This is a genomic window from Actinacidiphila sp. bgisy160 (assembly GCF_965342435.1).
Lineage (GTDB): Bacteria > Actinomycetota > Actinomycetes > Streptomycetales > Streptomycetaceae > Actinacidiphila.
Window position 1 is genome coordinate 23,792 of sequence record NZ_CBDRCM010000056.1, and the last position, 26,236, is coordinate 50,027.

Consider the following 26,236-nt stretch of genomic DNA (forward strand, 5'->3'; position numbering starts at 1 on the left):
ATCCGGGAAGGCCCGCGCGGACGCGCCCCCGAGCACCCGGGCGTCACACGTGGCCGCCCCGACGAGCACCGACCCGCGCACCGCGGCGGGGTCGACGGGAAGCACGGGGCTCGCCGCGCGGCTCGTTGCGCACCAGGACGAAGAGGCGGCGGGCGGCCCGCGAGGACGGGGAACCCGGCGGCGCGTGAGGGGCGCGCCCGCCCGGGCACGCCCCCCGTCCCCGTTCCCGCCCGGGACGGATCACTCGGGCAGACGCACCAGCATCTTCCCGGTGTTGTCGCCGCGCAGGACGCCGAGGAAGGCCTCCAGGTTGTTCTCGATCCCGTCGACGACGGTCTCGCGGTAGCGCAGCCTGCCCTCTCGGATCCAGCCGCCGACCTCCTGGACGAACTGCGGCTGCAGGTCGTAGTGGTCGCCGACGAGGAAGCCCTCGATGCGCAGTCGGTTCTGGATGAGCCGGGCCAGGTTGCGGGGGCCGGGGGCGGGCTCGGTGGCGTTGTAGATCGAGATCATGCCGCAGACGGCCACCCGGCCGCGCAGGTTGAGGGCGCCGATGGCCGCCTCAAGGTGCTCGCCGCCCACGTTGTCGAAGTAGACGTCGATGCCGTCGGGCGCGGCGGCCGCCAGCTGCTCGGCCACGGGGCCGTTCTTGTAGTTGAAGGCGGCGTCGAAGCCGTACTCCTCGACGAGGAGCTTGACCTTCTCGTCCGAGCCGGCGCTGCCGATCACCCGGGAGGCGCCCTTGAGCTTGGCGATCTGGCCGGCCTGGCTGCCGACCGCGCCCGCCGCGCCGGAGACGAAGACCGCGTCGCCCTCCTTGAGCCCGGCGACGCGCAGCAAGCCCGCGTAGGCGGTGAGGCCGGTCATCCCGAGCACGCCCAGGTAGGTGCTCAGCGGGGCGAGGCCGGGATCGACCTTGACCACGGTCTCGGCGTTGACCAGGGCGTACTCGCGCCAGCCGAGGAAGTGCAGCACGTGGTCACCGGGCGCGAAGCCCTCCGCGCCCGAGGCGACGACCCGGCCCACGGCGCCGCCCTGCATCGGCTTGTCCAGCCGGTACGGCTCCGCGTACGACTTCGCGTCGTTCATGCGGCCGCGCATGTACGGGTCGACCGACACGTAGAGGTTGCGCACGAGGATCTCACCGGGTCCCGGCTCGGGGACCTCGGTCTCGCGCAGCGCGAAGTCCTCCGGCTTCGGCCACCCGTGGGGGCGGGCGACCAGGTGCCATTCACGGCTCTTCGGCATGGGGGAACGCCTCCAAAGCTTTAGGTTCTTAACTAACCATGAGCCTGGATGTTTGATGAAGTCAAATAAATCGGCGCGGGCGTGTCCCGTCGCACACCGCGGCGACGGCCGGCGGAGCCGGTCGTCGCCGCGGGTCGCTGAAGCGGGTGGGTGATCGTGCCGGGAGGGCGGGCCCGGTGCCCGTCAGGTGCACCACCACAGGAAACGGGTGCAACTGGGCGTCGGCGGCGGCGTGTCTGTGGCGGGCGGGGACGCCGGGGCCGAGTTCGACGGGGCCGAGGTGGTGGCACCGCCGCCGGCAGGGGCCGTGGCCCCTGGGCCGGAGGGCGAGTGACCGGCCGGGGTGGAGGCGGAGGCCGAGGGGGACGACGACTTCTTGTCGCTCTCCGAGGCGCTGGGCGACGCGGAGGCGCTCGCGGACGCCGAGATGTCGGAGGCGGGCGCCTTCGGGTCCCCGGAGGGGTCGCCACCGGGCGAGGAGGTCGCGCTCGGGGAGGCGCCGTCGGTTTGTGCGTGGTCCGAGGCGGCCGGGTCCGTGCTCGTCACGTAACCGGCGAGCGGGAGTTCCGCCACGCTCCAGCCGACGAGCACGATCGCGGCGCCCACCAGGGTGCCGACCAGCAGCCGGGAACGGCGGCGGGTGCGGACGCGGCGGGTGCGGGCCCGGCTGCCGGAACGGCGCGGGGCGCTGTCCGCGGAGCCCCGCCCCGCGGCCTTGCGGCGTTCCGCCCGACCGCCCTCGGGGGCCGCGGGGTCCTCGCCCTCGCCGGTCGCGGGCCCCTGCACGGGCGCGTCGGCAGGCCCGTGCGCACCGAGTTGGTGAGCGGGCGTTCCGCACCCCGGGCAAGACAGGGCGCCGTTGATGTGCCGTCGGCATGCTGCGCAGTAGTCCATTGCTCCGGCAGCGTATGTGACATGACGATAGGACGTACATACGAGTCGGCCGTTGATCCCGTGAAACCTCTGTGAAACCCGGGACATGCGGGTTTAGGCGTCGATCAGCCCCGAATCAACCCCGAACCACCACGGAATCAACCACCGAACGGCACATCGGGCATCCCCTGCCCGGCTCCCGGCACCACCAGCAGCGATCCCGAGAGCGGCCGCTCCGCGAGCTCCCGGGCGTCAAGGCCCGTGCTCGCGGAGGTGATGTAGAGATCGGTCAGCGCCGGCCCGCCGAACGCACAGGCGGTGGGCCTCCCCACCGGCACCTCCACGACCCGGTCCAGATCGCCCCGCGGGGTGTAGCGACGGACCGCGGCCCCGTCCCACAGGGCCACCCAGACGCAGCCCTCGGCGTCCACCGTGAGGCCGTCCGGGAGCCCGGCGCCCTCCTCGATCACCGCGAACGGCCGCCGCCCGCCGACGAGTCCGGTGTCCCGGTCGACGTCGAAGACGTCGACGCGCCGGGTCGGGCTGTCCACGTAGTACATGAGGGAGCCGTCGGGGCTCCAGTCGGTGCCGTTGCTGACGGTCACGTCGTCCAGCACGGGCACGACCGTGCCGTCCGGGGCCACCCGGCGCAGGGTCCCGCCGCCCGGCGCCTCGTCGTAGCGCATGGTGCCGGCCCACAGGGTGCCGGTGGCGTCCACGGCCGCGTCGTTGGCCCGGCGGCCGGGAACGGGGTCGCGGTGCAGCCAGCGGAAGGCGCCGTCCGCGTCGTACAGCCCCACGCCGTCGCGCAGGTTGACCACCACGCCGCCGGCCGCGCGCGGCTTGGCCGCGCCGACGTGCTGTCCGGTCGCCATCACCGAGGTGCCGCCGCCGGCCGGGTCGTACCAGTGCACCCGGGAGGCGAGGATGTCCACCCACAGCAACCGCGCGCCGGCCGGGTCCCAGGTGGGGCCCTCGCCGAGCCGCGCCCCGGCCTTCAGGGCGAGTTCGACCCCGCTCACCGCACACCTCCCCGGTGGCCGAGGCGCTCGGACAGCTCCGCGGCCCCCTTGACGGCCAGCTCCTCCAGCTCAGCCCGGCGCTCCTCGCTCCAGCGGATCATCGGCACGGAGATGCTGAGCGCCGCCACCACCTGCCCTGCCGAGTTGCGGACGGGGGCGGCGACGCAGGAGACGTCCGGGTTGGACTCGCGTCGCTCGACGGCGACGCCCCGCTCGCGCACCGCGCCGAGCTGCCGCCGCAGTTCGCCGGCCGAGGTGATGCTGTGCTCCGTCATCGCGGCCAGCGGCCCGTCCGCGGGCAGGCGTTCGTCGAGGTCGTCGGCGGGCAGCGAGGCCAGCAGCATCTTGCCGACGGAGGTGCAGTGCGCGGGCAGCCGGCGCCCCGCGGCCGACACCATCCGCACCGCGTGGGTGCTGTCCACCTTGGCGATGTAGATCACGTCGGTGCCCTCCAGGATCGCCACGTGCACCGTCTCGTCGCAGGTCTCCGCGACGGAGCGGGCCACCTGCTGGCCCTCTGCGGCGAGGTCCAGCTGCTCGGCGTAGCGGCTGCCCAGCTGGTACGTGCGCACGCCCAACCGGTAGCGACCGGACTGACCGGCCTGCGGCACCAGGTAGTTGCGCGCGGCGAGGGTCGTCACCAGCTCGTGCACGGTGGTGCGCGGCAGGCCGAGCCGGCGGGTGATCTCGGGCGCGGACATCGTGCCGTCGCCTTCGAGGAAGAGCTCCAGGATGTCCAGGGCTCTGGTCACGGCGGGTACGAGACGTCCCATCTCTGCTCGCTCTCTCCGGCGCCTGTTCGAGATTCCGTATAGCGATCGGTATCGCGAACGCAGCGTATCCGCGGCAGGTCGTAACGGGCAATGGCCGCGCACTACGCCACGCCGATTGTCGTCTTGTCGGACAACTCTAGGGCTGTTTGCTACTTTCTCAGTGCCCATCAGGCATTTTGTACCACTTCCCACCTTTCGGTGATTCCTTCACCTCTCTCCTCCTACGGGGTCGCCGTGACGATCACGCCCAGCAGCATGCGCAAGACGCCCGCCCGGCCCGGCGGGCTCGTCCCCTCCCCGGCCACCGGAGACGGCGACCGGCCGGCAGCGGACGCCGGCGCTCCCCGCCACGACGACTACGCGCGCCACGGGACGCTCGCCGGCCCCCTCAACGACCCCCCACGGCCAGGGGTGCTGTACCGGGTCAGGTACCGCAGCCTGATGTCCCGCGAGCGACACCGGATCCGCACCTGGCTGCTGCTCACCGCCGCGCCCCTGGCCTCGCTGGCCGTGCTGGTCTGGCTCGTGCAGCCGCGCCACTGGACGGCCCGCGAGGCCGTACCGCAGTGGGCGCACGTCGCGGACGTCGCGGTGCTGGTCTGCCTCGGGCTCGTCGAGCTCTTCCGGCTCGTCACCGTCCTCGCCCACGCCCACGCCACCCTCGTCGGCCGTGACCCGGTCCCGGTCGCCCCGGCGCCGGGCACCCGGGTCGCCCTGCTGACCTCCGCCGCCCCGGGCGAGGAGTCCCTGGAGACGGTGCGGGCCACGCTGGAGGGCGCCGTGCGCGTCCGGCACGACGGCCCCGTCGACGTGTGGCTGCTGGACGAGGACGACGATCCGGAGCTCCGGCGGCTCTGCGAGGCGCTGGGCGTACGACACTTCACCCGCAAGGGCGTCGACCGCTGGAACCAGCCCAAGGGCGCCTTCCGCGCCGGCGCCCGGCACGGCGTCCACAACGCCTGGCTCGACGCCCACGGCGACGGCTACCACTTCACGGCCTGCGTCGGCACCGGCCAGTTCCCGCTCCCCAACTACCTGGAGCGGACGCTCGGTTACTTCCGCGACCCGGACGTCGCCTTCGTCGTCGGGGCGCAGGTCCACGGCGACCACGACACGGCCGTGGCGAGGGCCGCCGAGAGTCATCGGTCCCTCGTCCACACGCCCGCTCAGCGGGCCGGAAACCGCTACGGCTCCGCCCTCTTCACCGGCACCGCCAACGTCGTCCGCGTCTGCGCGCTGCGGCAGGCCGGCGGCCTGTACGACTCCGCCGCCGGCGACCTGGCCACCGGACTGGAGATCCACGCCCGCCGCAACCCCGCCACCGGCCGCAAGTGGCGCTCGGTCCACACCCCGGACGTGGTGGCCGCCGGCGGGGAACCGTCCTCCTGGACCGGCTTCCTCGACGAGCAACTGCGCCGGAGCCGCGGCATCTGCGAGTCCCTCCTGCGGCAGTTCTGGAAGGCCCCGTGGAAGTTGCGCCCCGGCAGCCTGATCACCTACACGCTGACGGCCGTCCACTACCCCCTGACGGGCCTCGGCTGGTTCCTCTCCGCGCTGGCCTGCGTCCTCTTCCTGGGGCTCGGCGCCTCCGGCGCGCCGATCGATCCCACGGTGTGGCTGACGCTGCACGGCACCGCCGTCGCCTTCCGGATCGCCCTGTGCCTGGGGAACCGCGGGCGCAACGTCAGCCCCCGCAAGCCGAAGGGGTCCTATGGCGTCGCCGGGATGGTGATGTCCGCGGTGGCCGCCCCGTACCACGCGCTCTCCCTCGTGACGACGCTGCTGCGGCGCCCGTCGGCCCCGGTCGCCGCGGCCGGGGCCGGCCCGGCCCGCCCGGACCGGCTCGCCACCTTCCGCGTCCACCTGCTGTGGGCGGCCCTGTTCGCCGGTTCGCTGCTCGCCTCGGTCTTCCTCGGCCACGCCCACGCGGCGATGCGCACGTGGGCCGCGATCGCGCTGCTCACCACCCTGGTACCGCTGCTGGTCTGGCGGTGCAGCGTACTGCGGCGCCGGGTCGCGGGCGCCCTGGCCGCACGGCGGGCCCGGCGTACGGCCCGGGGCCGGCACCGCGCGCCCAGGCAGCGCGCCTCCGCCCGGATGGCGACGGTACGGCGCCACTTGGCGCGGCGCTGAGGGACGCGCAAGGACCGCACAGGCGAGGACGGCCGCCCGGTACGGGCGGCCGTCCTCGCTTTCTCCTCGCCATCCCCCGCCGGTCCCCGCGGCTCCGGACGGTACGGCCACCGGCACCGGCACCGGCACCGGCACCGGGGCGGACGCCGAAGCCGGGGCGTTCGTCCGAACCGCGGCGGCCACGGAGGCCGGGGCGTTCATCGAAGCAGGGGCGGACGGCGAGGCCGGGGCGGGCGCCGAAGGGGGCCACGTGGGCACGGCGGGGACGGGTCGCAGCCCCCGGGCCGGTTCGCGCGCGTACGCCGCCCACCAGTGCCCTCACGCGGTGCTCCCCGGCAGGCGCACCCAAAAAACTGACGATTCGCCACAGGGAATCCACATCCGGTACGACTATTCGGGTGATAACGCGCATCTCGGGGCAAAACCGATCGTTGACCAGATCACGACCTTTGGTCCCATCAAGCATGAAAGGCATGAACGTGATCCGTTTCTCGAAGGCCGTCGCCACGACGATCGCCGCCGGTGCCCTCGTCCTCGGTTCGGCAGCCGGCGCTCTCGCCGACGACTACGGCAAGGGCTACGGCAAGGGCTACGGCAAGAGCTACGACAAGGGCTACGACGGCTACGGCTTCAGCGGCGCCTACGCCTCGGCCATCGCGGTCGGCTCCCCCGGCATCCTGAGCGGCAACGTCATCCAGCACCCGATCAACATCCCGATCAACCACTGCGGCAACGGGCACAACCACTGGTCCCTCCTGAACCCGACGACCGGCAACTACTGCGTCAACCGCTGACGCAGGCCCCACCCGTCCGAGGCCGCCGGGGGTACTCTCTCCGGCGGCCTCTGGCCGGGGCGGGCCTCACAGGCCATTGGTGAAGGCGCTCAGCCGGGCGGTGCCGTAACCGCCGTCGATGGGCACATTGCGGATCGCGTGGCCGGTGAGCCACTCGCTCAGCGTCGCGAAGGACGCGTCACCGTGGGTGTCCTTGTACAGGACGGCGATCCCGGTGACGTGCGGGGCGGCCATCGACGTGCCGTCCAGGTCGCGGAAGCTCCCGTTGAGGTAAGCGGACAGGATGCCCATACCCGGCGCGTGGATGTCCACGCAGGTACCCCAGTTGCTGAACCAGGCCCTGCGGTCCTCCTGGTCGATCGCGCCGACCGTGAACGCCGACTGGGAACTCGCCGGGGAGACGAAGCACGCGTTGACGTTCTCGTTGCCCGCCGCGGCCACCGGGAAGACCCCGGCCCTGGCCAGCCCCTCCACCGCACGGTTGGTGGCGAGCGACCAGCGCCCGGCGAAGGACAGGTTCGCCACCGCGGGCCTCTTCGCGTGCCCGGCGACCCAGTCGATGCCGGCGATGACTGCTGAGTTCGCCGTACGACCGACGCAGGGGAAGACCCGCACCGACACCAGCGTCGTCTTGCGGGCCACACCCGTGTAACTGCCGCCGACGGTGCCCGCCACATGGGTACCGTGGCCGTTGCAGTCCCCGCCGTCCAGACCGTCCCCGATGGCGTCGTAGCCGGGCACGGCCCGCCCCCCGAAGTCCGGGTGGGAGAACTCGATGCCGCTGTCGACGATGTACGAGGTCACCTTCGCGCCGGTGGCCCGGACGGAGTAACCGAACCCGCCGAGGGCCCGGTTGTTGATCCGGGTCAGACCCCAGGGTGTGAAGCCGCCCAGCCCGCGGACTCCCTTCGCCCGCGCGGGACCGGAGGCCACGGCCGGGGGCCCCGAAGACGCGGCGGGATGGCCCTGGGGCAGCACCGGCTTGATACCGGGCCCCGGGGAGGGGGGTGACCCCGCCGGCGCCGCATCGGGCGGCAGCGCCACCACTCCTTCCTCCGGCCCAGCCTGCTCGGGGAGCGGCTGTCCCGGCCCTGGCTCGTGCGGCGGAAACTCACCCGGCGGCGCGGGATCGGCTGACGGGGCGTCGGGGGTGCCCATGTCCTGGGGGAAGTCCACCGGCCCCGGGGGCTCGCCAGGCACGCCCACCGGTGGCGGGGGCTCCAGGTCGCTGTCGGCAGGGGCGTCCTCGCCGAGCGGGATGGTCACCATGACGTCCTGCTCCACCTCGTCGACCCCCGGCGCGGCACGCACCCGCTGCACTTGCCCGGCGGTGAGCCTGGCGGCGAAGCCGGACAGCGCGTGCCGGTAGGTGAACAGCGGCTGGACTCCCAGCCCCTCAAGGACGGCGATCGGCGCGGTACCGGGGTCCAAGGTGACGATGTACTGCCCAGGGATCGCCCCCGAGGGGCCACGCCGCGGTTCCGCCGCGCTCGGGAGGGGCGCCGCCAGGGCAAGGGCGGGAAGGGCTGTCATCAGGGCGACGGATGCTGTTCGCCGCACAGAAATGCGCATCGGCGGGCTCCTTGACCGTTGTTTCGCACTCGATCTGACGACCCCCCAGGTCCTGGCTATCATCAGAGTTTTCCGGTCGCCCGCCTGGACGGCTGTCCAGGTGACGCTCAGGCTCCGCACACTCCCCCGTCGGCGGCTCGGTCAGAGGGGACGGTCAGTGGCCGGAGGCCATCTCGATCTTGCGAGTCAGCCTTTTCACGGAATCAGGGGCCCACCAGGCACGGGGGCCGGCCAGCCGGAAGAACACCGGGACCAGCACTCCGCGGATCAGCACGGCGTCCAGGAGGATGGCGATGCCGGTGCCCAGGCCGAAGAACTTGGCCAGGGAGACTCCGGACAGGGCGATGGCGAAGAAGGAGACAGCCAGCAGGCCCGCGGCGGCGCTGATGAGGGGGCCGCTTTCGCCGAGGCCGGCGCGGACCGACAACTCAGCGGGGTCTCCGGCGATGTGCCGTTCCTTGATACGGGACAGAAGGAAGATCTCGTAGTCCATGGACAGCGCGTACGCCACGCACACCAGGAGCACCGGCATCGTGATGGCCAGCGGGGACGGGGTGAAGCCGAGGAGACCGGACAGATGGCCGTCGTTGAAGATCCACACCATCGCGCCTACGACCGCCGCCAGCCCGAGGGCATTGAGCAGAACCGCCTTGACCGGCAGAAGCACGCTGCCCGTGGCCAGCAGAAGCAGCACCAGGGTGATCAGCGCGGTCAGGCCGAGCGCCCAGGGCAGTCCGTCCGCCAACGCGTCCGTGGTGTCCACCAGTTGCGCGGCCAGTCCCGCGATGTACACCTCCCGATGACCGGGCACCGGGACCGCGCGCACCCTTTCGGCCAGTTGGCTTCCCTGGGGGGAGTAGGGCACGACACGGGTGTGCAGGTCGAGCCGTACGCTCCGATCGTTGCGCAGGGCCACCGCTGCGCTGTCCGCCCCTGGGGTCACGGCTTGTGCCCTGCCGTGGACGAAGCGGCCGACAGGGCTGTCCACCCGGTCGACACCGGGCACACGGGAGAGCGTCCGGGCGTACGTGGCCAAGGCGGTTGCCGAGGGGTCCCGGTCCCATGCCGGCGCCACCGCGCTGATCGTGTCACCGCCTGCGCTGCCGGCGAAGCCCGTACGCAGCGCCTCGGCCACCTGCCGGCTCTCGGTGTTCTTCGGCAGGGCGCGTTCGTCCGGGATGCCGAACTGCGCGTGGCCCAGTGGCAGGGCGAGCACCACCAGCCCGATGGTCGCCAGCAAGCCCCACAACGCGGGGCGGCGCATCGAGCCCCCGGCGATGCGGCCCCACAGCCGGCGCTCGGGAACGACCTGCGCGGCGCGCGTCGGCAGCACGCGCCACTTGTCGACCCGCTTCCCCAACAGCAGAAGCATGGCGGGCAGCGGTCCCAGCGCGCCCAAAACCGTGATCGCCACGGTCGCCACGCCCGCGAACGCGAAGGACCGCAGGAAGTACAGAGGGAAGACCAGCAAGGTGAGCAGCACGCTGGCCACGATCGCGGCGCTGAAGACCACTGTGCGGCCCGCTGTACGCAGGGTGCGCAGCAACGCCGCCATGTCGTCGCCGTCGGTGGCGCGTTCCTGTCGGTAGCGAGCCACGATCAGCAGGCTGTAGTCCACCGCGAGACCGAGACCAAGGGCGGTGATCAGATTGGTGGAGAACACCGAGACCGAGGTCAGCTGGGCCAGGCACCACAGCACCGCCATCGCCCCGACGATGGCCGACACCCCGACGGCCAGTGGCAGCAGCGCCGCGACGACACCTCGGAAGACCAGGACCAGCAGCAGCAACGTCAGCGGAATTGCCACCGACTCGGCGAGCTTGAGGTCCTGCTCGGTCCGGTCGTTGAGATCGTTGTTGATCTGGGTGATACCGCCGAAGCGCACCTCGACGTCACTGCGCTCTCCGGCGAGGCTGGTGTAAAGGTCCTTGGTCTTGCGGTCGGCGGCATCCTGGTCGCCGGCGACGGTGACCGCGGTCAGGCCCACCGCACCGTCGGCCGAGCGGAGCGCCGGGTCGGGGGTTCGGTAGTACGAGGCCACGATGTGCACGGCGCGCTCACGCGACAACTTCTCGAGCAGGGACCGTCCGGCACGGGTGGCCGCCGTGCTGTCCGCGTCCCCGCCCTTGTCCCGTACGAGCACGAACAGGTTGGGCTGTGCGGCGGGGAACTTGTCCCGAAGCAACCGCGTGGCTGCGGCGGAATCCGATGACGGATCGTCGAACCCACCGGTTTTCAGTACGTTGAGTGTGCCGCCCGCGACAATCCCGGCCAGGACGACGAGGAACAGCCAGGCCGTGAGGACGGCTCGAGGACGGCGCAGCGGCAGTGGAAGGCGCGCCGGCCGGCCCGGGGGCGACGTGCTGCCGGACGTCTCACCCGACGTGACGGTCGCTGTCCCCGTCATGGCCTCGGGGGACGATACTGGGGGAGGCTTCACCGGAGGCTGCTCCTCGCTTCGCGTGTGGACTTCTCGGTCGGGGCGTCCGCATGCCCGGGGGACGCCGGGAGTTCAGCTGTTCAACGAGTGACAGTGGGAGGCGAGCACGGACACGGAGGACTCGATCTGCTGCGCGGTGTGCTCGCTGGTGACGAAGAACCGGAGCCGCGTCAACTCCTCCGCCACTGCCGGATGAAGGATCGGGTTGACGCTGATCCCCGCGTCGAACAGCGCCGCCGACAGGCGGAGGGCCTTGGACGAGTCCTTGACGATGGCGGGGATGACCGGCGAACCGAAGCTGTCGCCTGTGTCGATGCCGGCCTGCCGGGCCAGTTGCAGGAAGTGTTCCGCGTTCTCACGCAACCGCTGCAGTCGCTCCGGTTCCTCGCGCAGGACCCGGAGTGCGGCGAGCGAGGCTGCGGCGTTCGCCGGGGTCATGCCCACGCTGTAGACGAACCCGGGAACGGAGGCCTTGAGGTAGTCGACGACGCGTGCGGTACCGGCCACGTAGCCGCCGCAGCCCGCCAGTGATTTCGACAATGTGCCCGACCACAGGTCCACGGCCGAGCGGTCCACGGCGAAGTGATCGCCGACTCCGCCGCCGTGCGGCCCCACAACGCCGATGCTGTGCGCCTCGTCGATCATCACCATGGCACCGTGCCGCTGCTTGACCTCGATGAGGGCCGGCAGGTCGACGATGTCGCCATCCATGCTGTAGACGCCCTCGACCACGATCAGGACACGGCGGTAGTGGTGCCTGATCCGCCCGAGCATCACGTCGAGCGCCGCCATGTCGTTGTGCGGGAAGGGGCGGCGCCTTGCCCCGGAGAGGTTGCAACCCTGCAGGATGCTGTCGTGCGCGAGGCCGTCGTGCAGGATCAGGTCATCGGGGCCCATGAGGTGGCCGATCACGCTCACGTTGGTGGCGTGCCCGCTGACGAGCGCGACGGCCGCTTCGCAACCGTTCAGCGCGGCGAGTTCCGACTCCAGTTCGCGGTGCAGTGGCCGGTCGCCGGACAGGAAACGGCTCGCCGAGACCGACGTACCGTATCGATCGACGGCCTCCTTGACAGCCGCTGCGACCTTCGGGTGGCCGGACAGCCCGAGGTAGTTGTATCCGGAGAAGGAGATCAGTTCCCGGCCTTCGATCCGGGTGGTGTCCCGCAGCGTGCCTTCGTGCAGCAGGAAGTACGGGCTGCGGCCGAGGGAGGCCCGGCGTCGCTCCATCTCCAGGAGCTCGGGGAAGTCCTCGATACGGCTCTCGGCCCGCACCGCCGCCGCTGGGACCGGATCGGCCACGGCCACCCCGCCCTCGACGGCGAGCTGCGAATGCCCCTCCGACAACGTGTGCGCAGCGCACTCGACAGCGACGCGGCCGTTCGACAACGTACTCACGGCACCCTCGGCCCGAGCCGGGAAGGCCGCCGCGGACAGGACGGCAGTCGCGGTCGGGGCCCCTCGATCCACCTTGAGCAGTCCGGCCATCGCCTCGACCGCCTGGGCGATGGTGGGCTGCCGGGGAATGAATCCCTCCGTGACGCTCTCGGCGACCTCCGGGAAGGCCCGCCGCAGCCGCACCAGCAGCTCGGTGGTCATCAGGGAGTCGAAGCCCAGCTCTTGGACGATGTTCAGCTCATCCGTCAGTTGGTCCACGGGGAACGCACTGACGGCCGACAACTCGGCGTACACGCGGGCGCGTACCCGCTCGAAATCCACCCCGGCGGCCGGCTCACGGGCGTCACGGTCTTCGACCGCGGGCAGGCTCAGCACGTCCATGCCGGCGGCCCACTGCTGGATGAGCGGCGGGGCCGCCGCGGGCGAGGCCGCCGGGCGATCCACGACGGGAGCGGCCGTGCCGAAGGTCTGCAACAGGTTCAGCTGCTCCCTCAGCAGCGTCACGACGTCATGCATCAGGGAATCCTTGTGATCGGGGGAACTCGGAGGAGGGGCAGCGGCGGGGGGCGCCTGGGCCGCCCCTTCGCGGTCCGGCTCGGGCAGCACGGCGGGAGCCTTGTTCGTCAGGACGTCCGGAGACCGGCCAGGTCGCGTGGCGGGGGGCTGGAGATGCCCCTCTTCGGCTCCCAGACCAAGGACGGTGGGCGGGGCCGGGCTCCGTGAGGCGACGCGGGGGTACCAGTACGACTTCGTCGCCAGGGGGGAAGGCGGCAGCGTCACCAGTGGCGTCCCCTCCGGTACGAGCCCCGCGGCGTCGATGTCGACCCCGAGCACGGCGAGCTCGCCGAGCGTGGCGAGGAAGGTGCGAGCCTGGTCGGAACCGTCCGCGGTCAGGGCCATGCACCGGACCCCGCTCGGCTCCGGAACGCTGTGCCGTACGGCACCGAGCAGCCCGCTGCCCCCGCAGACCTGCACGAACACCTTCGCGCCGGCCTCGTACGCGGCGCGAGCCGCGTCGCCGAAGCGGACCGGGGCACTGGCATGGCGGCCCCACAGCTCGCGCAGCACGGCAGGGTCGTCCTCGGCCGCGCCACTCACCGACGAGACGAATCCGGACCGGGGGCGGGTGATCGTACGGGTCGCGAGGTCCGCCGCGAGGTCGTCGAGGGCGGAATCGAGAAGTGGGGAGTGGAAACCGTTGGAGACCCGCAGTGGCGTGGCCGCCAGGCCCGCCTCCGAACAGCGCCGTGCCAGCTCCTCCAGCTCCGTCGCCGTACCGCTGTACACGACCTGGCGGGGGTGGATGAAGCAGGCGGCCCATGTCTCCTCCAGCCCCTGCGTCACACTGGCCGCCTCGTCCTGCGAGGCCCGGATGGCGAGCATGCCGCCACGTCGTACCGACTCGGCGCTGCGCATGCGGGCGCCGCGCGCCAGGAGCAGCCGCAGGCACTCGGATTCGTCCAGGGCACCGGCATGGACCGCGGCGGGGAACTCGCCCACGCTGTGACCGAAGGTGACGGCCGGTACGGCGCCGAGAGACCCCGCGAAACGTGCGAGCGCCACGCCGAACGCACCGAGCACCGGCTGGCAGACGTCCGTGCCGGTGAGCCGCTCCTGCCCTTCCGGGGTAAGGCTGGCCGGCCCGTACACCGAGTCCAGCAGCGAAAGCCCGTTATCCGAGACGGCGAGCGCGTCCAAGGCGTCGATGGTGGAGCGCAGGGCGGGGAAGCGCTCATACAGGTCCCGCATCATCCCCGGCTGCTGGCTGCCCTGCCCGGGAAAGACGAAGGCGATCGTACGTTCCGAGGCCGGCAGCGGTGCGACGGCCGAGTACACGCCCTCGTCCAGCGTGCCCACCCTGCCTTGGGCGAGTGCGGACCGGGCCTGCTGCACCCGCGTCCGCAATTCCACGTGGCTGCCGGCGACGACGGCGAGCCGGGCCGTGAGCAGCCGCCTGCTCGCCAGGGTCCGCGCGATGGCGCTCAGCGGCATGTCGGGGGCGTCCTGCAGGGTCTCCAGAACATGGACGAGGTGCGACTCCAGCCGGTCCACGCTGCCGGCGGAGAAGAGGAAGAGCTGCGGCTCGTCGTCCCGCGTCCCGGGCGCCTCCTCCGGCTGCTGCCCGCCGGTGGTCCGGCGCCCGGCGGCCGGTGTCTCGACTCCGCGCAACCGCGCGCTGGGCTCCGGCGCCTCCTCCAGTACGACGTGCACATTGGTGCCGCCGAAGCCGAAGTTGCTCACCCCGGCGCGACGCGGTCGACCCCCGGGATGCTCCCAGGGCTCGACAGCTCGCGGGATCCGCAGCCTCGACCCCGCAAGATCCTCCGGACGAGCGGGATCGGTCTCCGGCATGGGCACGATCGTGCGGTGGTGCAGTTCCAGCGCGCTCTTGATCAGAGAAGCGGCACCGGAAGCCCCCAGGGAGTGGCCGATCAGCGACTTCACCGACGACAGGCAGGCGGTACCGTCCCAGTCGCCCTCGGCCTCCCCTCGAAGCTTGATGATCGAGTCCAGCTCGGTGGCATCCCCGACCACCGTGGCGGTGCCGTGTGCCTCGAAGACCCCGATCGATCGGGGGGAGCATCCGGCATCCGCATAGGCGCGGCGCAGCGCCGTCATCTGGCCGTCACAGCTCGGCGTCATCGGACCCTCCGCCGCCGCCCCGTCGTTACTTGCGCCGATGCCCTGGATCACCGCGTAGACCCGGTCGCCGGCGGCCAACGCGTCCTGCAGCGGGCGCAGCACGACCACCCCGACACCTTCGCCCAGAACAAAACCGTCGGCCTCCCGGTCGAAAGGCCTGCACACACCGGCCGCCGAGATCGCGCCCACCTTCGAGAAGGCCAGCAGCGTGCGCGGCTCCAGCGTGAGATAGGCGCCGCCCACCAACGCCACACGGCACTCTCCGGTGGCCAGATGGCTCAGGGCCTGGTGCAGCGCGACCAAGGTCGCAGAGCACGCGGCATCGACCGTGAAACTGGGGCCGCGCAGGTCGAAGAACCGGCTCACATTCGCCGCCGCCATACTGAGCAACGCGCCCGGAACGGAGGACGGCTGCATGGTGACGACGTCGGGCACGAGTTCCATGTATTCGCTGATACCGAGGCCGAAGAACACTCCCGCCGACTGGCGGTCGAACTCCTGTCGCTCCCATCCGGCGTCCTGCAGCGCCTCACGGGACGCGTCCAGGAGCAGGCGGTGCTGCGGGTCCAATCCCTGCACCCGGCGTGGCGACATCCGGTAGTGACGGGCGTCGAACTGATCGACGGCGGCGATCGGAGCGATGACGTCCGTGTATGTTCCGGCGCGGGCGCGCCTGTCCTGCGGGGTGTGGAAGGGTGCGTGATCCCAGCGTTCGGGAGGCACCACTCGGAACTGACGTTCACCCTTGCGGAGCATCCGCCAGTATTCGGGGAGATTGCGGGCTGCCGGAAACCTGCAACCCATGCCGACAATGGCCACGTTACGCAACGCAACTCCCAAGGCCGTGGGCCAGATGAAATGAAGATCACTCGATGCGCTCTCGGTGGATCCACGTGGTGCGGAGCCGATGGCCCGGCAGGGCGGCTGTGTGCCGTGTCCGCGCCCGACCGGGTGGGCAAACCGCCCCAGGCTCCGCGTTTCTCATGGTGTGACAGATTCGGGCCGGACGCCCGCCAGAAGATCCGTAAGAGTTATGGCACCACCTGCCCCGCGGACAGCGGCGACTCCGCCGTTCCGGTCCTGGATCCCCGTTCCAAGACCTTCGGCGTTCGCTCGCCGTGGAATCGGGTGCGCCGCATAGCGCGCAGTCGCCGTAGTCCACGTGGGGGAAACCTTGGTGACGCCGTATCGGTGCCGAGCTGGACATCGTTGCCAAGAATGGGACCAGGGGGGTTTCGGAACCTCTGGCCCGTCCGAGAGGAACGGTGCAGGTGCAGAAGTTCAGGAGGGCCACACTGCTGGCCCTGGCAGTGGGTGGCCTGTCATTCGGGGGATCCGATTTCGCCTCGGCCGACAGCGGCGGCGCCACCACCGCCGGCGGCGGTTTTGGCGCGATCGGAAGCCTGCTGCAGCAGAACACCGCTCAAGAGCGCAGGCAGAACAACAACTGCGCAAACCCGAACGCTGCGTTTGTGCAACCGGGGCTGCTGGGCGGGCCTACGCAGACCCGCTGCGGGACCGGCGACGCCTCCTTCAACAGGCACGCCGTGAACCACGGCGGCGGCAGCCACGCGACCGGCGGTTCGGGCACGGTCGGCCAAATGATCCAGCAGAACACCGCTCAGAAGGGCCGGCAGAACAACAACTGCGCCAACCCCAACGACACCATCTTCTCCCACGGCGAAGGCGTGACGGACAGCTTCTGCGTCGACCAGGACGGCTCCCACAACAAGCACACCCTGACCAAGGGCGGCGGCAGCCACGCGACCGGCGGCTCCGGCAAGGTCGGCCACCTGGTGCAGCAGAACACCGCCCAGGAAGGCCGGCAGAACAACAACTGCGCCAACCCGAACCAGTCCGACATCACCGCGCCCGATGACCTGATGGCCAGTCACTGCAGCAACCTGGATCGCTCTCACAACAAGCACACCCTGACCAAGGGCGGCGGCAGCCACGCGACCGGCGGCTCCGGCAAGGTCGGTCACCTGGTGCAGCAGAACACCGCCCAGGAAGGCCGGCAGAACAACAACTGCGCCAACCCCAACGACACGTTCATCACGTCTCCGGACACCGGCTCGCAGACCCGTTGCGCAAGCATCGACCATTCGACCAACGTGCGAACCGCCGAGTTCAGCGGCGGCAGCCACGCGACCGGCGGCTCCGGCGAGGTCGGCCACCTGGTCCAGCAGAACACCGCCCAGGAAGGCCGGCAGAACAACAACTGCGGCAGTCGCAACGGCATGACCCTGATCGCCTCGGGCCACACCCGTACCCAGTGCGTCGCCGTCGACGAGTCCAAGAACTTCGACACTTTCAGCCGGTAGTGAGAGCACACGAAGCAAGGGCCTTCATGCCTGATCGGCCCCGCCCGGCGTCCCGGACGGGGCCGGCCCCGTTGCCGGCGAAGCGTCAGTCTCCAGTGGGCTGGGCGATCTCGCCCGGTCCGGCGGTCGCCACGGCGCGGCAGAACGCGAGTGCCGGTACAGCGGACTCGACTCAATGGCAGGGGATCACGACGATGGGACACCAGGGACGGCACACGGCGGCCGGCGCAATCGCTCAGAAGGCACGCAGGGCGGCGGCAGTCATGCTCGCCGCCGGCGCGCTGATCTCCGCGGCCGGCGGCAGCGCCTTCGCCGATGTGCTCGGCGACACGCCGCTCAGCGGGGAGCTCAATACCGACCAGGACGGAGAGCAGAACCTGGACTGCGGCAACTCCGCCCGCCTGGTCCGCCTCAACATCGGCAAGACGGTGCATCGGGAGCGGGTCTGTGTCGACACCGACGGTCATACGCGCCGACACAGCGGCCACCCGAGTGGCGCCCGGGCGGTGGGCGGGGCAACCCTCGGCCCCCAGGTCAACACCGCGCAGACCGGCCGGCAGAACCTCAACTGCGGCAACTCCGCGGACACGCTCACCGTCAACGTCCTGGGGACCATGCACCAGGAGACCACCTGCGTGGCGGTGGACGGCCGCCACTCCCCCGGCAGGGAGCGCGGACGCGGCCACGGTGAGCACATCGGTGACGCCAGGGCGGAAGGCGGCCACTCGGTCGGCCAGGTCAACACCGCGCAGACCGGCCGGCAGAACCTCAACTGCGGCAACTCCGCGGACACGGCCACGGTCAACGTACTGGGCACCATCCGGAAGCACACCACATGCGTCGCCGCAGACCACTCCCACCGTGCCGGTCCCGCCACCGTTCATCGGGGCCAGGCCTCCGCCGGCACCACCGAGGTGGTCGGATCCGAGACCAACACCGCGCAGAACGGCCGGCAGAATCAGAGCTGCGGCAACCCCGGCACGCTCATCGACCTTCCCCTCGGCCATAGCGAGCGCGAGACCCGGTGCACCGTGCGGGACAGCTCCAGCAGCCACCGGACACGGTGACCGCGACGATGCCGGGAACACGTCGTGCCCGGTTGTTCAGTCAAGTGCTCCCAGGACGACGGCGCTGTTGAACCCGCCGGTCCCCCGGGCGAGCACCACGGCCGTGGTCAGCCGTTCCGGCCGCGTCCAGCGGGTGACCAGGCGGATGCCGTACCGCTCGCGGGCGGCCCGCGCGTCGCCGCCGCGGGTGGGCGGGAGCACACCGGTGCGCAGCGCGAGGGCGGCGGCCACCACGTCCAGGGCGCCCGCGCCGGAGGTCAGCCGCCCGACGCCCGCCTTGGGCACCGTCACCGGGACCTCCGCCAGCCGATCGCCGAGGGCCCGGCGGAGCGCCGCCGCCTCGGCCGCGTCCCCGGCCGGGTCGCCCGCGCCGTCGGCGAAGACCACGTCCACGTCCCCGGGGGCGCGCCCGGCCTGCTCCAGCGCCGTGGTGAGGGCCCGGGCCAGCTGGACGCCGTCGGGCGCGGGAGCGGTGTGGTGGTGGGCGTCGTGCGTGGCGGCGTGGCCGAGCAGTTCGGCGTAGCCGCGTACCCCGCGTTCCGCGGCGTGCGCCTTCTCCTCCAGGACCATCAGGGCGCCGCCCTCCCCGGGGACGAACCCCGAGGCGTACGGGCTGAAGGGCAGGTACGCCCGTTCGGGGTCGGTACCGCGGTGCACCGTGGGCAGGGTGGACTGGCAGGCCAGCGCGAACGGCGACAGGGGCGCCTCGGTGCCGCCGACGATCACTGCCTTGCCGCCCCGCCGCAGCAGCCGCCAGGCGTGCTTGAGCGCGTCCAGACCGCCCGCGCCGTCCGCGGCGACGACGCCGCAACCGCCGGTCAGCCCGTGCCGGATGGAGATCTGGGCGGCACCGGCCGCGTGGAACCAGGCGATGGACTGGTGGGCGTCGGCCCCGCCGGGACGCCGCGTCCACAGGGCGTGGGTCTCCCGCTGGCCGGACTCGTTGCCGCCGGAGCCGCTGGAGGTGACCACAGACAGGTGGAACGGCGGGTGGTCGGCGGGCCGGAGCGCCGCGTCGGCCAGCGCCATCTCCGCCGCGGCCAGGGCGAACCAGGTCCAGCGATCGGTCTCGGCGCGCAGCTTGTCGTCGATCCAGCGGGCGGCGTCGAAGCCGGTGATCTCGCCGGCCAGCGCGACCGGCGCGCGGCTCGCGTCGGGCCTGCCGATCGGCCGGATGCCGTTGCGCCCGGCGATGGTGGCCCGCCAGTAGGGGCGGGCGCCGACACCGGTGGGGGCGACGACCCCGAGCCCGCTGAGGACCGCGCGTGTGGTCATGCCTCCGCCTCCCGTTCCGGGCCCGGCTCCAGGGCCGAGAAGACCATCGCCGACTGGAAACCGCCGAGCCCGCAGGCCACCGACAGCGCGTGCCGCACCCGCCGTTCACGGGCGAGGACCGGCGTGTAGTCGAGGTCGCACTGCGGGTCGGGCCGCAGGAGGTTGGCGGTCGGCGGGATCACCCCCCGCCGCACGGCGAGGGCGCAGGCGGCCATCTCCAGGGCGCCCGCCGCGCCGAGGCAGTGGCCGATCACGGACTTGACCGAGCTCACCGGGACCTTGCGCGCGTGCTCGCCGAGGGCGCGCTTGTACGCGGCGGTCTCGTACCGGTCGTTCTGCACCGTCCCGGAGCCGTGGGCGCTGATCCAGTCGAGCTGCTCGGGGGCGATGCCGGCCTCCGACATGGCGGAGATGATCGCCTCGCTCAGGTCGTAGCCGTCGGGGCGCAGACCGGTCATGTGGTAGGCGCCGGTCCTGTTGTCCCAGCCGCGCACCTCGCAGTAGACGGACGCGCCCCGGGCGCGGGCGTGCCCCAGTTCCTCCAGCACCAGCACGGCGCCGCCCTCGCCGAGGACGAAGCCGTCGCGCCGGGCGTCGAAGGGCGCGGGCGTCAGCCCGGGGTCGCCGGTGAAGGCGGTGGTGGCGCCGATCGCGTCGAAGCAGGCCACCGTGACCGGGGAGATGGGCGCCTCGCCCGCACCCGCCAGCATGACGTCGGCCTCGCCGTCGCTCAGCGTCCGGAAGGCGCAGCCGATCGCGTCGACGCCGGAGGTGCAGCCGGTGGAGACGACCGAGGACGGGCCGTGCAGGCCGTGGCGCAGCGAGAGTTCGGCGGCGGCCGAGGAGGGGTGCATCGCCCGGTGGAGGAAGGGCATGCCGTGGTCGGGGCTGACCTCCCAGTGCCGGCCGCCGTCGCTGGCGACGACGTACTCGTCCTCCAGGGTGACGGTGGCGCCGACGGCGGTGCCGAGGCAGACCCCGATGCGGTCGGCGTCCTCGGCTTCGGTGCGCAGTCCGCTGTCGGCGAGCGCCTCGGCGGCGGCGGCGAGGGCGAACTGGGCGAACCGGCTGTTGCGGCGTGTCTCCCGGGGAGTGAGGCCGGCCGCGAGGGGGTCGAAGTCGGCCTCGGCGGCGATCCGCGAGCGGTGCCCCGAGGAGTCGAAGCGGGTGATCCGGCGGATCGCCGGCCTGCCCCCGACGATCCGCTCCCAGAACGCCTCCCGCCCGATGCCGCCGGCGGCGACGGCTCCGACGCCCGTCACCACCACCCTGCGCGCGGTACGGCCTGCGGTCACCGGTCGACCAGTTCGCGGCCCGGTGCCGGGCCCTGCGTCGCCGGTCCCGCCGCGGTGGCGGCGCGGGCGATGGCGGCGGCCTGCTCGCGGGTCTCGGTGTCCACGTGTCCCAGCTCGGGGCGCGGTGCGAGCGGGGCCAGGAAGAACACCGCGCGGGCGACGGCACCGGAGGTGTTCACCAGCCGGTGGCGGACCCCCCGCGGGATCAGCAGGGCCTCGTTGGCGGCGACGCTGCGCGGGCAGCCGTCGAGGTCGACCCGCACCTCGCCCTCGACGACCACCAGTTGCTCCTGCGAGTACGGGTGGTGGTGCTCGGCGACGGCCTCTCCGGGGCCGACGGTGACCATGCCGCAGAACCCGTCCGTCGTGCCGACCGAGGTGGTGGTCAGCAGGGTGCGGATGTCGCCGCCGCGGCGGGTGTCCGCAGGGGTGTCCAGGGTGCCGACGGGGCGGATCCTGCGGGATTCCAGCCGGTCCTTGATGAGCTGCATCTGGACCCGGGAGTTGTTGTTGATCCGCTGCCGCATGCCCTCGTCGTCGATGGGCGCGTCCACCTTCATCCGGAAGTCCTGCAGCCAGCGCATGCGGGTGCGCTCCGGGCCGAGTTCCTCGTACTGCCAGTAGATGTTCATGAACTCGAACGGCCCGGTCTCCAGCCGCCGGGCCCGCACGGTGCGGGTTTCGGGGTCGGCGGTGCGCTCCGACACCCAGGACCAGACGCGGCCCTTCTCGTCGGGGTGCATGGTGAGGCGGAAGCGGGTGGTGTCGCCGTCCTGGGAGATGATCTCGGCCTCGGCGTACTCGCTGAACAGGGTGGGCCAGCCGGCGACGTCGTTGGTGCGCAGCCACACGTACCGCAGGGGTGCGTCGATGACGATCTCGTTCTCGGTGTGCATCGTCATCGGGTCAGCACCTCCGCGGCGCGGCGTCCGGGCTGACGTTCCGTCACTGGGGTCATGGGGGTCCTACCTCCAACCGAGCGGGCCGAATAATCACACAATCGGTCCCCGCCCTGACGGAACATGTCACGCCCTCCCGGCCCGCTCCACCCGGACGGGGGCACACTTCGTGAGGGCCCGTCAGCAACCCTGCCGGAGCCCGGCCGCGGGCCCGGGGTCCGCCGTGATCATCCGTTCCGGCCGGCCGAAGCGGGCGTGCGGGACCGGCGACCCGTCATGCCGCCGTCCGGTACGGAGGCGGTACGTGGGCTCCCGCGCCGGTCGGGCGCCCGGGCGGGCTGGCAGACGGGGCACCAGACGGTCGTACGACCGGCGATCCGCTCCCGGCGCAGCCGGCCGCCACAGCGTGGGCAGTCCGGGTCGGGGGTGTCGCGGTGGCCGGTGAGCCAGGAACGCCGGGCCGGCACGCACCCGGCTTCCACGGCGGAGCGCAGGACGCGCCGCATCGCGGTGCGCAGCCGCTCGCACTCCTCCTCGTCGAACGAGGCGGCGGGGCGGGTGGGCGGTGTGCGCGTCCGCCACAGGATCTCGTCGGCGAGCAGGTTGCCGAGCCCCGCGACGACGGACTGGTCGATCAGCACGGCCTTGATACGGCCCCGCCGCCGCGTGAGCAGGTCGGCGAACCGGCGGCGATCCACCTCCAGGGCGTCGGGCCCCTGGCCCGCCAGCACGTCGGCGACGGCCTCCTCGCCGGCGACGAGCCGCAGGCCCTGGAGCTTGCGCTGGTCGCGGTAACGCAGTCCGCGCCCACCGGAGAGGGTGAACAGCACGCGGTCGTGCGGGTGCCGCGGCCGGCCGGGGGCACAACGGAGCAACAGCCCGGTCATGCCGAAGTGGATCAGCAGTACGGGGCCGTCGCGGGTGGGGGCGATCAGCCACTTGCCGTGCCGTCGGGGTGCGCCGAACCGGCGGCCCTCCAGCGCCCGGCGCAGGCGGGGAGCGCTCACCCCGTGCAGCACGGAGGGGTCGGCGACCTCGACGTGCTCGATGCGCCGCCCGCGTCCGTACGAGGACAGGACGCGACGGAAGCCCTCGACGTCCGGCAGTTCGGGCACCGGGCCGCCCTCATCCGCGGTGGTGGGGCGCCTCCGTCCCGTCCACGTGGGTGCCGGGCACCACGGGGGCGTGGGCGGGCGGGAGGTCCTCCGGGACGCGCTCGCGACCGCGTCCCTCCTCGCCCTGCGGGGCCGCGTGGCGGGCGGGCCCGCCGGTCCTGAGCTGGGAACGGTGCGGCCAGAGCGATGTCTTCCTGTGTTTTCCGGTCATAACGGGCGAATACCCGCACCGGGCGCCCGTCACCCGCGCACGTCAACGTCGCGCGTCAACATCGCCCCGCACGCGGCCGTGAGCGCGACCGCCGACTCCGCCGTGTGCACCAGGAAGGTGAGGATCTCCTGGAAGTACGGCCGCACGCAGCCGCCGGTCCGCGTCCCGGGCGCCGCGCTCCACGATGTCGACCTCGCCGCGGTCGACCGTGAAGGGCACGCGCGGCTCGACGGCCGGCTGCGTGCGGCGCCTCGACGGGTCGAGGTGGCCGGTGTCGACCCCGGCGAACCCGGCGCCGGCGGCCTCGGGGGCGCTTGAAGGCGCGCCGGCCTCCTCCTCCAGGTCGTCCCGGGCGGCTTCGGAGACCGGGGCGGGATCCCTGTGCAGGTTGTTCATGATGCGACGGTCTTCCTCGGGTCCCCGCTCCCCAGCGACTTCGCGGCCGGGACGGCAGCGGAGGCGGGTGGATCGGGAAGGTCGTCCAGGAAGTCGGCCGAGGGCACGAAGAACAGCGTGCCGGTCACGGCCCGGGAGAAGTCCAGGATCCGGTCGTGGCCGGCCTGCCCCTCACCGAGGAACATGTTGCGCAGCATCCGCTCGGTGACCTCGGGGGTCCGGGCGTAGCCGATGAAGTACGTCCCGAACTCGGCGGTGCCCACCCGGCCGAAGGGCATGTTGTCGCGGAGGATCTGCCGTTCGGTGCCGTCGGGTTCGACGATCGTGGTCAGGGCGACGTGGGAGTCGGCCGGCTTGACGTCGTCCGCCATCTCGACGTTGCCCAGCTTGCTGCGGCCGATCACCCGCTCCTGCGCCTCCACGGGCAGGGCGTTCCAGGCGTCGAGGTCGTGCAGGTATTTCTGCACGATCACGTAGCTGCCGCCCGCGAAGTCCGGGTCCTCGTCGCCGATCAGGACCGCCTCGGTCGCCTCGGGACCCACCGGGTTCTCCGTGCCGTCGACGAACCCCAGCAGGTCGCGGACGTCGAGGTACTTGAAGCCGTGCACCTCGTCACGGACGGTGACATGGCCGCGCAGCCGGTCCATCACCAGGGAGGCCAGTGCGAAGCACAGGTCCAGCCGGCCGGCCCGGATGTGGAAGAGCAGGTCGCCCGGGGTGGCGGGCGCCTGGTGGCGAGCTCCGGTCAGCTCGGCGAAGGGGTGCAGCTCCGCGGGGCGCGGCCCCGCGAAGAGGCGGCCCCACACGTTCGATCCCACCCCGGCGACACAGCTCAGCCGCCCGTCCGGGGTGCCGAAGCCGACCGAGCGCTGCAGCCCGGACAGATCCTCCAGCAGATCGCGCACAGCGCTCTCGCCGCCGGGGTCGACCGTGACGACCAGGAAGATCGCGGACATGGTGAGAGGGCTGAGCACCGGCTGCGGCAGCGGTTCCGCCATCACCACGCTCCTTCACGTCGGGGCGCGCCCGGGTCCGGGCGGACACGCACAAGTCTGCTCCGGGGCCCGGCCCGGTGCATCCTGACCAGGTGCGGCACCGAACCCCCGGCGGAAGGCGGCTGGACATGAGCGGTGGCCCGGAAGGGGACCGGCGGGACCTGCTGACCGCGCTGCTGCTGGTCCTCACGGTGCTCAGCGGGCTGGTCGACGCCATGAGCATCCTCAGCCTGGACCATGTCTTCGTGGCCAACATGACGGGCAACCTGGTCTTCGTCAGTCTGGCCCTGGCCGGGGCGCCCGGGTTCTCCGTCGTCACCTCGCTGGTGGCCCTCGGCGGCTTCGCCGTGGGCATCCTCTTCTGCCGGGCGGCCCTGGCCCGGCTGAGCCCCGCGATCACACTGGTGAGCGCGGCCGCCGTGTGCGAGACCGTGCTGCTCGGCTCGGCCACGGCACTGCACGCGCTGGACGGGTCGCGGCGCGTGCTGGTGATGGTCTGCGCGGTGGCGATGGGCATCCAGAACGCCATGGCGGGACGTGTCGCCATCGCGGGCCTGACCACGACCGTGATGACCCGCACCCTGGTCGGGCTGCTGGGCGGCGCCGCGGCGCACGACCGGCGGGTGGCCGTGCGGCAAGCGCTCAGCGTGGCCGCGCTGGTGACCGGCGCCCTGACCGGGGGCCTCCTCGTGCTCCTGGTGGCACCGGCCGCCGCCCTCGCCGCGGCCGCCGGGTGCGCGCTGGTGGTGGCCGCGACGGCCACCGTCGCCGCCCGCCGGTGACCGCTCCCGTACCGCCGTTCAGAAGCGGACCGGGAGGGCGACCAGGCCGCGGGCGCGCATCGAGGGGCGCCACCGCAGCTCCGCGGGGTCCGCGTCCAGGGCCAGCCCCGGGAAGCGGGCGAGCAGCTCGGTGAGGGCGATCCCGGTCTCCAGCCGGGCCAGGGGCGCACCGAGGCAGTAGTGGATGCCGTGCCCGAGGCCGAGGTGCGCGGTGTCGGCGCGGCCGAGGTCGAGGCGGTCGGGCTCAGGGAAGCGGGCGGGGTCGCGGTTGGCCGCGGCCAGAGCCAGCAGCACCGTCTCACCGGCGGGGACGGTCACACCGCCGATGGTGACGTCCTCCAGCGGGAAGCGCCGGATGGCCAGCGGCGCCGGCCCGTCCCAGCGGGTCAGCTCCTCGACCGCAGCCGCGGTCCTGCCCGGCTCGGCCCGCAGCGCCGCCAGTTGCCCGGGGTGCGTCAGCAGCGCCAGGACGGCGTTGCCGATGAGCTGCACGGTGTTCTCGTACCCGGCGAACAGGACGAGGAAGGTCAGCGACATCAGCTCGTCCTCGCTGAGCCGGTCGCCGTCGTCACGGGCGGCGATCAGCGCGGAGAGCAGGTCGTCCTCGGGGTGGGCGCGCTTGCGCGCGATGAGCTGACCGAATTACCCGAGCATGGCGGCGACGGCCTCCCTCGCCGCCATGGGACGCGACGGGTCCGGGGCGACCAGGGCGTCCGTCCAGCCCCGGAAGTCGCGGCGGTCGCCGGGGGCGACCCCGAGCAGGTCGCAGATCACCCGGATCGGCAGCGGCGCGGCGTAGGCGCCGATCAGGTCGGCGCGGCCGTCGGTACCGGTGACGCGGTGCACGGGACCGGCCTCTCGGAGCCTGCCGTACGCCCCGTAGGGGTCGACGATCAGTTCGGCGGGGTCAACGGAGGCCTGCGCGCGCGGGGTTGCGTCCGCGGCGGCGTTCGGCGGGGTCGAGGAGGCCATGCCCCCACTCTA

Annotated in this window: 18 protein-coding genes and 1 pseudogene; 5 read left to right on the plus strand and 14 right to left on the minus strand. The window is 72.4% G+C overall.

Features of this window, described 5'->3' with window-relative positions; all coding sequences use genetic code 11:
* Positions 1-240: 240 nt before the first annotated feature.
* From ACRWNP_RS30760 to ACRWNP_RS30775, 4 genes are all read right to left on the minus strand, one after another.
* Positions 241-1,248, minus strand: coding sequence for an NADP-dependent oxidoreductase (locus tag ACRWNP_RS30760; RefSeq protein ID WP_431967145.1), 1,008 nt, complete (start codon positions 1,246-1,248; stop codon positions 241-243).
* 183 nt (positions 1,249-1,431) lie between these two features.
* Positions 1,432-2,142, minus strand: coding sequence for an SCO2400 family protein (locus tag ACRWNP_RS30765; protein WP_431967147.1), 711 nt, complete (start codon positions 2,140-2,142; stop codon positions 1,432-1,434).
* Between the two features lie 137 nt (positions 2,143-2,279).
* Positions 2,280-3,143: an SMP-30/gluconolactonase/LRE family protein gene (locus ACRWNP_RS30770; protein ID WP_431967149.1), complete on the minus strand. Its 864-nt coding sequence runs from the start codon at positions 3,141-3,143 to the stop codon at positions 2,280-2,282.
* On the minus strand, positions 3,140-3,916 hold the full coding sequence (locus ACRWNP_RS30775; RefSeq protein WP_431967151.1) for an IclR family transcriptional regulator: 777 nt from the start codon (positions 3,914-3,916) through the stop codon (positions 3,140-3,142). Before ACRWNP_RS30775 ends, ACRWNP_RS30770 begins: the two co-directional genes overlap by 4 nt.
* A 234-nt stretch (positions 3,917-4,150) precedes the next feature.
* On the opposite strand from ACRWNP_RS30775, the gene ACRWNP_RS30780 reads away from it, so the two are divergent.
* Together ACRWNP_RS30780 and ACRWNP_RS30785 are read left to right on the plus strand one after the other, a co-directional pair.
* A complete protein-coding gene (locus tag ACRWNP_RS30780; RefSeq protein ID WP_431967153.1) occupies positions 4,151-6,049 on the plus strand; it encodes a glycosyl transferase in 1,899 nt (632 codons plus the stop codon).
* A 473-nt stretch (positions 6,050-6,522) separates the two neighbouring features.
* Entirely contained in the window at positions 6,523-6,843 is a 321-nt protein-coding gene (locus ACRWNP_RS30785) for a chaplin (protein ID WP_431967155.1), read from the plus strand.
* 66 nt (positions 6,844-6,909) lie between these two features.
* Here ACRWNP_RS30785 and ACRWNP_RS30790 read toward each other — a convergent pair whose 3' ends face one another.
* From ACRWNP_RS30790 to ACRWNP_RS30800, 3 genes are all read right to left on the minus strand, one after another.
* A complete protein-coding gene (locus ACRWNP_RS30790; protein ID WP_431967157.1) occupies positions 6,910-8,415 on the minus strand; it encodes a S8 family peptidase in 1,506 nt (501 codons plus the stop codon).
* A gap of 154 nt (positions 8,416-8,569) precedes the next feature.
* The gene (locus ACRWNP_RS30795) at positions 8,570-10,822 is read right to left on the minus strand and encodes an MMPL family transporter (protein ID WP_431967159.1); all 2,253 of its coding nucleotides are present in this window, start codon (positions 10,820-10,822) and stop codon (positions 8,570-8,572) included.
* A gap of 105 nt (positions 10,823-10,927) precedes the next feature.
* Complete coding sequence (locus ACRWNP_RS30800; protein WP_431967161.1) at positions 10,928-15,712, minus strand: aminotransferase class I/II-fold pyridoxal phosphate-dependent enzyme; 4,785 nt, start codon at positions 15,710-15,712, stop codon at positions 10,928-10,930.
* A 446-nt stretch (positions 15,713-16,158) separates the two neighbouring features.
* On the opposite strand from ACRWNP_RS30800, the gene ACRWNP_RS30805 reads away from it, so the two are divergent.
* On the plus strand, positions 16,159-17,217 hold the full coding sequence (locus tag ACRWNP_RS30805) for a hypothetical protein (RefSeq protein WP_431967163.1): 1,059 nt from the start codon (positions 16,159-16,161) through the stop codon (positions 17,215-17,217).
* A gap of 194 nt (positions 17,218-17,411) precedes the next feature.
* A complete protein-coding gene (locus ACRWNP_RS30810) occupies positions 17,412-18,284 on the plus strand; it encodes a hypothetical protein (protein WP_431967165.1) in 873 nt (290 codons plus the stop codon).
* A gap of 36 nt (positions 18,285-18,320) precedes the next feature.
* Here the strand turns inward: ACRWNP_RS30810 and ACRWNP_RS30815 are convergent, their stop codons facing one another.
* The 6 genes from ACRWNP_RS30815 to ACRWNP_RS30840 all read right to left on the minus strand — a co-directional run bounded on the left by ACRWNP_RS30815 (position 18,321) and on the right by ACRWNP_RS30840 (position 24,473).
* Positions 18,321-19,559 (minus strand): beta-ketoacyl synthase N-terminal-like domain-containing protein, encoded by a 1,239-nt coding sequence (locus ACRWNP_RS30815; protein ID WP_431967167.1) that lies wholly within the window; start codon positions 19,557-19,559, stop codon positions 18,321-18,323.
* On the minus strand, positions 19,556-20,854 hold the full coding sequence (locus ACRWNP_RS30820; protein WP_431967169.1) for a beta-ketoacyl-[acyl-carrier-protein] synthase family protein: 1,299 nt from the start codon (positions 20,852-20,854) through the stop codon (positions 19,556-19,558). The genes ACRWNP_RS30815 and ACRWNP_RS30820 overlap by 4 nt, the downstream gene beginning before the upstream one ends.
* The gene (locus ACRWNP_RS30825) at positions 20,851-21,756 is read right to left on the minus strand and encodes a cupin domain-containing protein (protein WP_431967171.1); all 906 of its coding nucleotides are present in this window, start codon (positions 21,754-21,756) and stop codon (positions 20,851-20,853) included. The genes ACRWNP_RS30820 and ACRWNP_RS30825 overlap by 4 nt, the downstream gene beginning before the upstream one ends.
* A gap of 224 nt (positions 21,757-21,980) precedes the next feature.
* Positions 21,981-22,868 (minus strand): Fpg/Nei family DNA glycosylase, encoded by an 888-nt coding sequence (locus ACRWNP_RS30830; RefSeq protein WP_431967173.1) that lies wholly within the window; start codon positions 22,866-22,868, stop codon positions 21,981-21,983.
* A 253-nt stretch (positions 22,869-23,121) separates the two neighbouring features.
* On the minus strand, positions 23,122-23,475 hold the full coding sequence (locus tag ACRWNP_RS30835; protein WP_431967175.1) for a hypothetical protein: 354 nt from the start codon (positions 23,473-23,475) through the stop codon (positions 23,122-23,124).
* On the minus strand, positions 23,472-24,473 hold the full coding sequence (locus ACRWNP_RS30840) for a Dyp-type peroxidase (RefSeq protein ID WP_431967177.1): 1,002 nt from the start codon (positions 24,471-24,473) through the stop codon (positions 23,472-23,474). Before ACRWNP_RS30840 ends, ACRWNP_RS30835 begins: the two co-directional genes overlap by 4 nt.
* Positions 24,474-24,598: 125 nt before the next feature.
* Here ACRWNP_RS30840 and ACRWNP_RS30845 point away from each other — a divergent pair, with 125 nt between their 5' ends.
* The gene (locus ACRWNP_RS30845) at positions 24,599-25,252 is read left to right on the plus strand and encodes a YoaK family protein (RefSeq protein ID WP_431967179.1); all 654 of its coding nucleotides are present in this window, start codon (positions 24,599-24,601) and stop codon (positions 25,250-25,252) included.
* 18 nt (positions 25,253-25,270) lie between these two features.
* Here ACRWNP_RS30845 and ACRWNP_RS30850 read toward each other — a convergent pair.
* Positions 25,271-26,224: pseudogene (locus ACRWNP_RS30850) on the minus strand (cytochrome P450 family protein).
* Positions 26,225-26,236: the final 12 nt, after the last annotated feature.

Bases quoted from the DNA above. Each gene is read 5' to 3' on its own strand.
- ACRWNP_RS30795 (WP_431967159.1), bottom strand. From the start codon at position 10,822: ATGACGGGGACAGCGACCGTCACGTCGGGTGAGACGTCCGGCAGCACG.
- ACRWNP_RS30845 (WP_431967179.1), top strand. From the start codon at position 24,599: ATGAGCGGTGGCCCGGAAGGGGACCGGCGGGACCTGCTGACCGCGCTG.
- ACRWNP_RS30825 (WP_431967171.1), bottom strand. From the start codon at position 21,756: ATGACGATGCACACCGAGAACGAGATCGTCATCGACGCACCCCTGCGG.
- ACRWNP_RS30840 (WP_431967177.1), bottom strand. From the start codon at position 24,473: ATGGCGGAACCGCTGCCGCAGCCGGTGCTCAGCCCTCTCACCATGTCC.
- ACRWNP_RS30765 (WP_431967147.1), bottom strand. From the start codon at position 2,142: ATGGACTACTGCGCAGCATGCCGACGGCACATCAACGGCGCCCTGTCT.
- ACRWNP_RS30785 (WP_431967155.1), top strand. From the start codon at position 6,523: ATGAACGTGATCCGTTTCTCGAAGGCCGTCGCCACGACGATCGCCGCC.
- ACRWNP_RS30835 (WP_431967175.1), bottom strand. From the start codon at position 23,475: ATGAACAACCTGCACAGGGATCCCGCCCCGGTCTCCGAAGCCGCCCGG.
- ACRWNP_RS30810 (WP_431967165.1), top strand. From the start codon at position 17,412: ATGGGACACCAGGGACGGCACACGGCGGCCGGCGCAATCGCTCAGAAG.
- ACRWNP_RS30815 (WP_431967167.1), bottom strand. From the start codon at position 19,559: ATGACCACACGCGCGGTCCTCAGCGGGCTCGGGGTCGTCGCCCCCACC.
- ACRWNP_RS30760 (WP_431967145.1), bottom strand. From the start codon at position 1,248: ATGCCGAAGAGCCGTGAATGGCACCTGGTCGCCCGCCCCCACGGGTGG.
- ACRWNP_RS30775 (WP_431967151.1), bottom strand. From the start codon at position 3,916: ATGGGACGTCTCGTACCCGCCGTGACCAGAGCCCTGGACATCCTGGAG.
- ACRWNP_RS30790 (WP_431967157.1), bottom strand. From the start codon at position 8,415: ATGCGCATTTCTGTGCGGCGAACAGCATCCGTCGCCCTGATGACAGCC.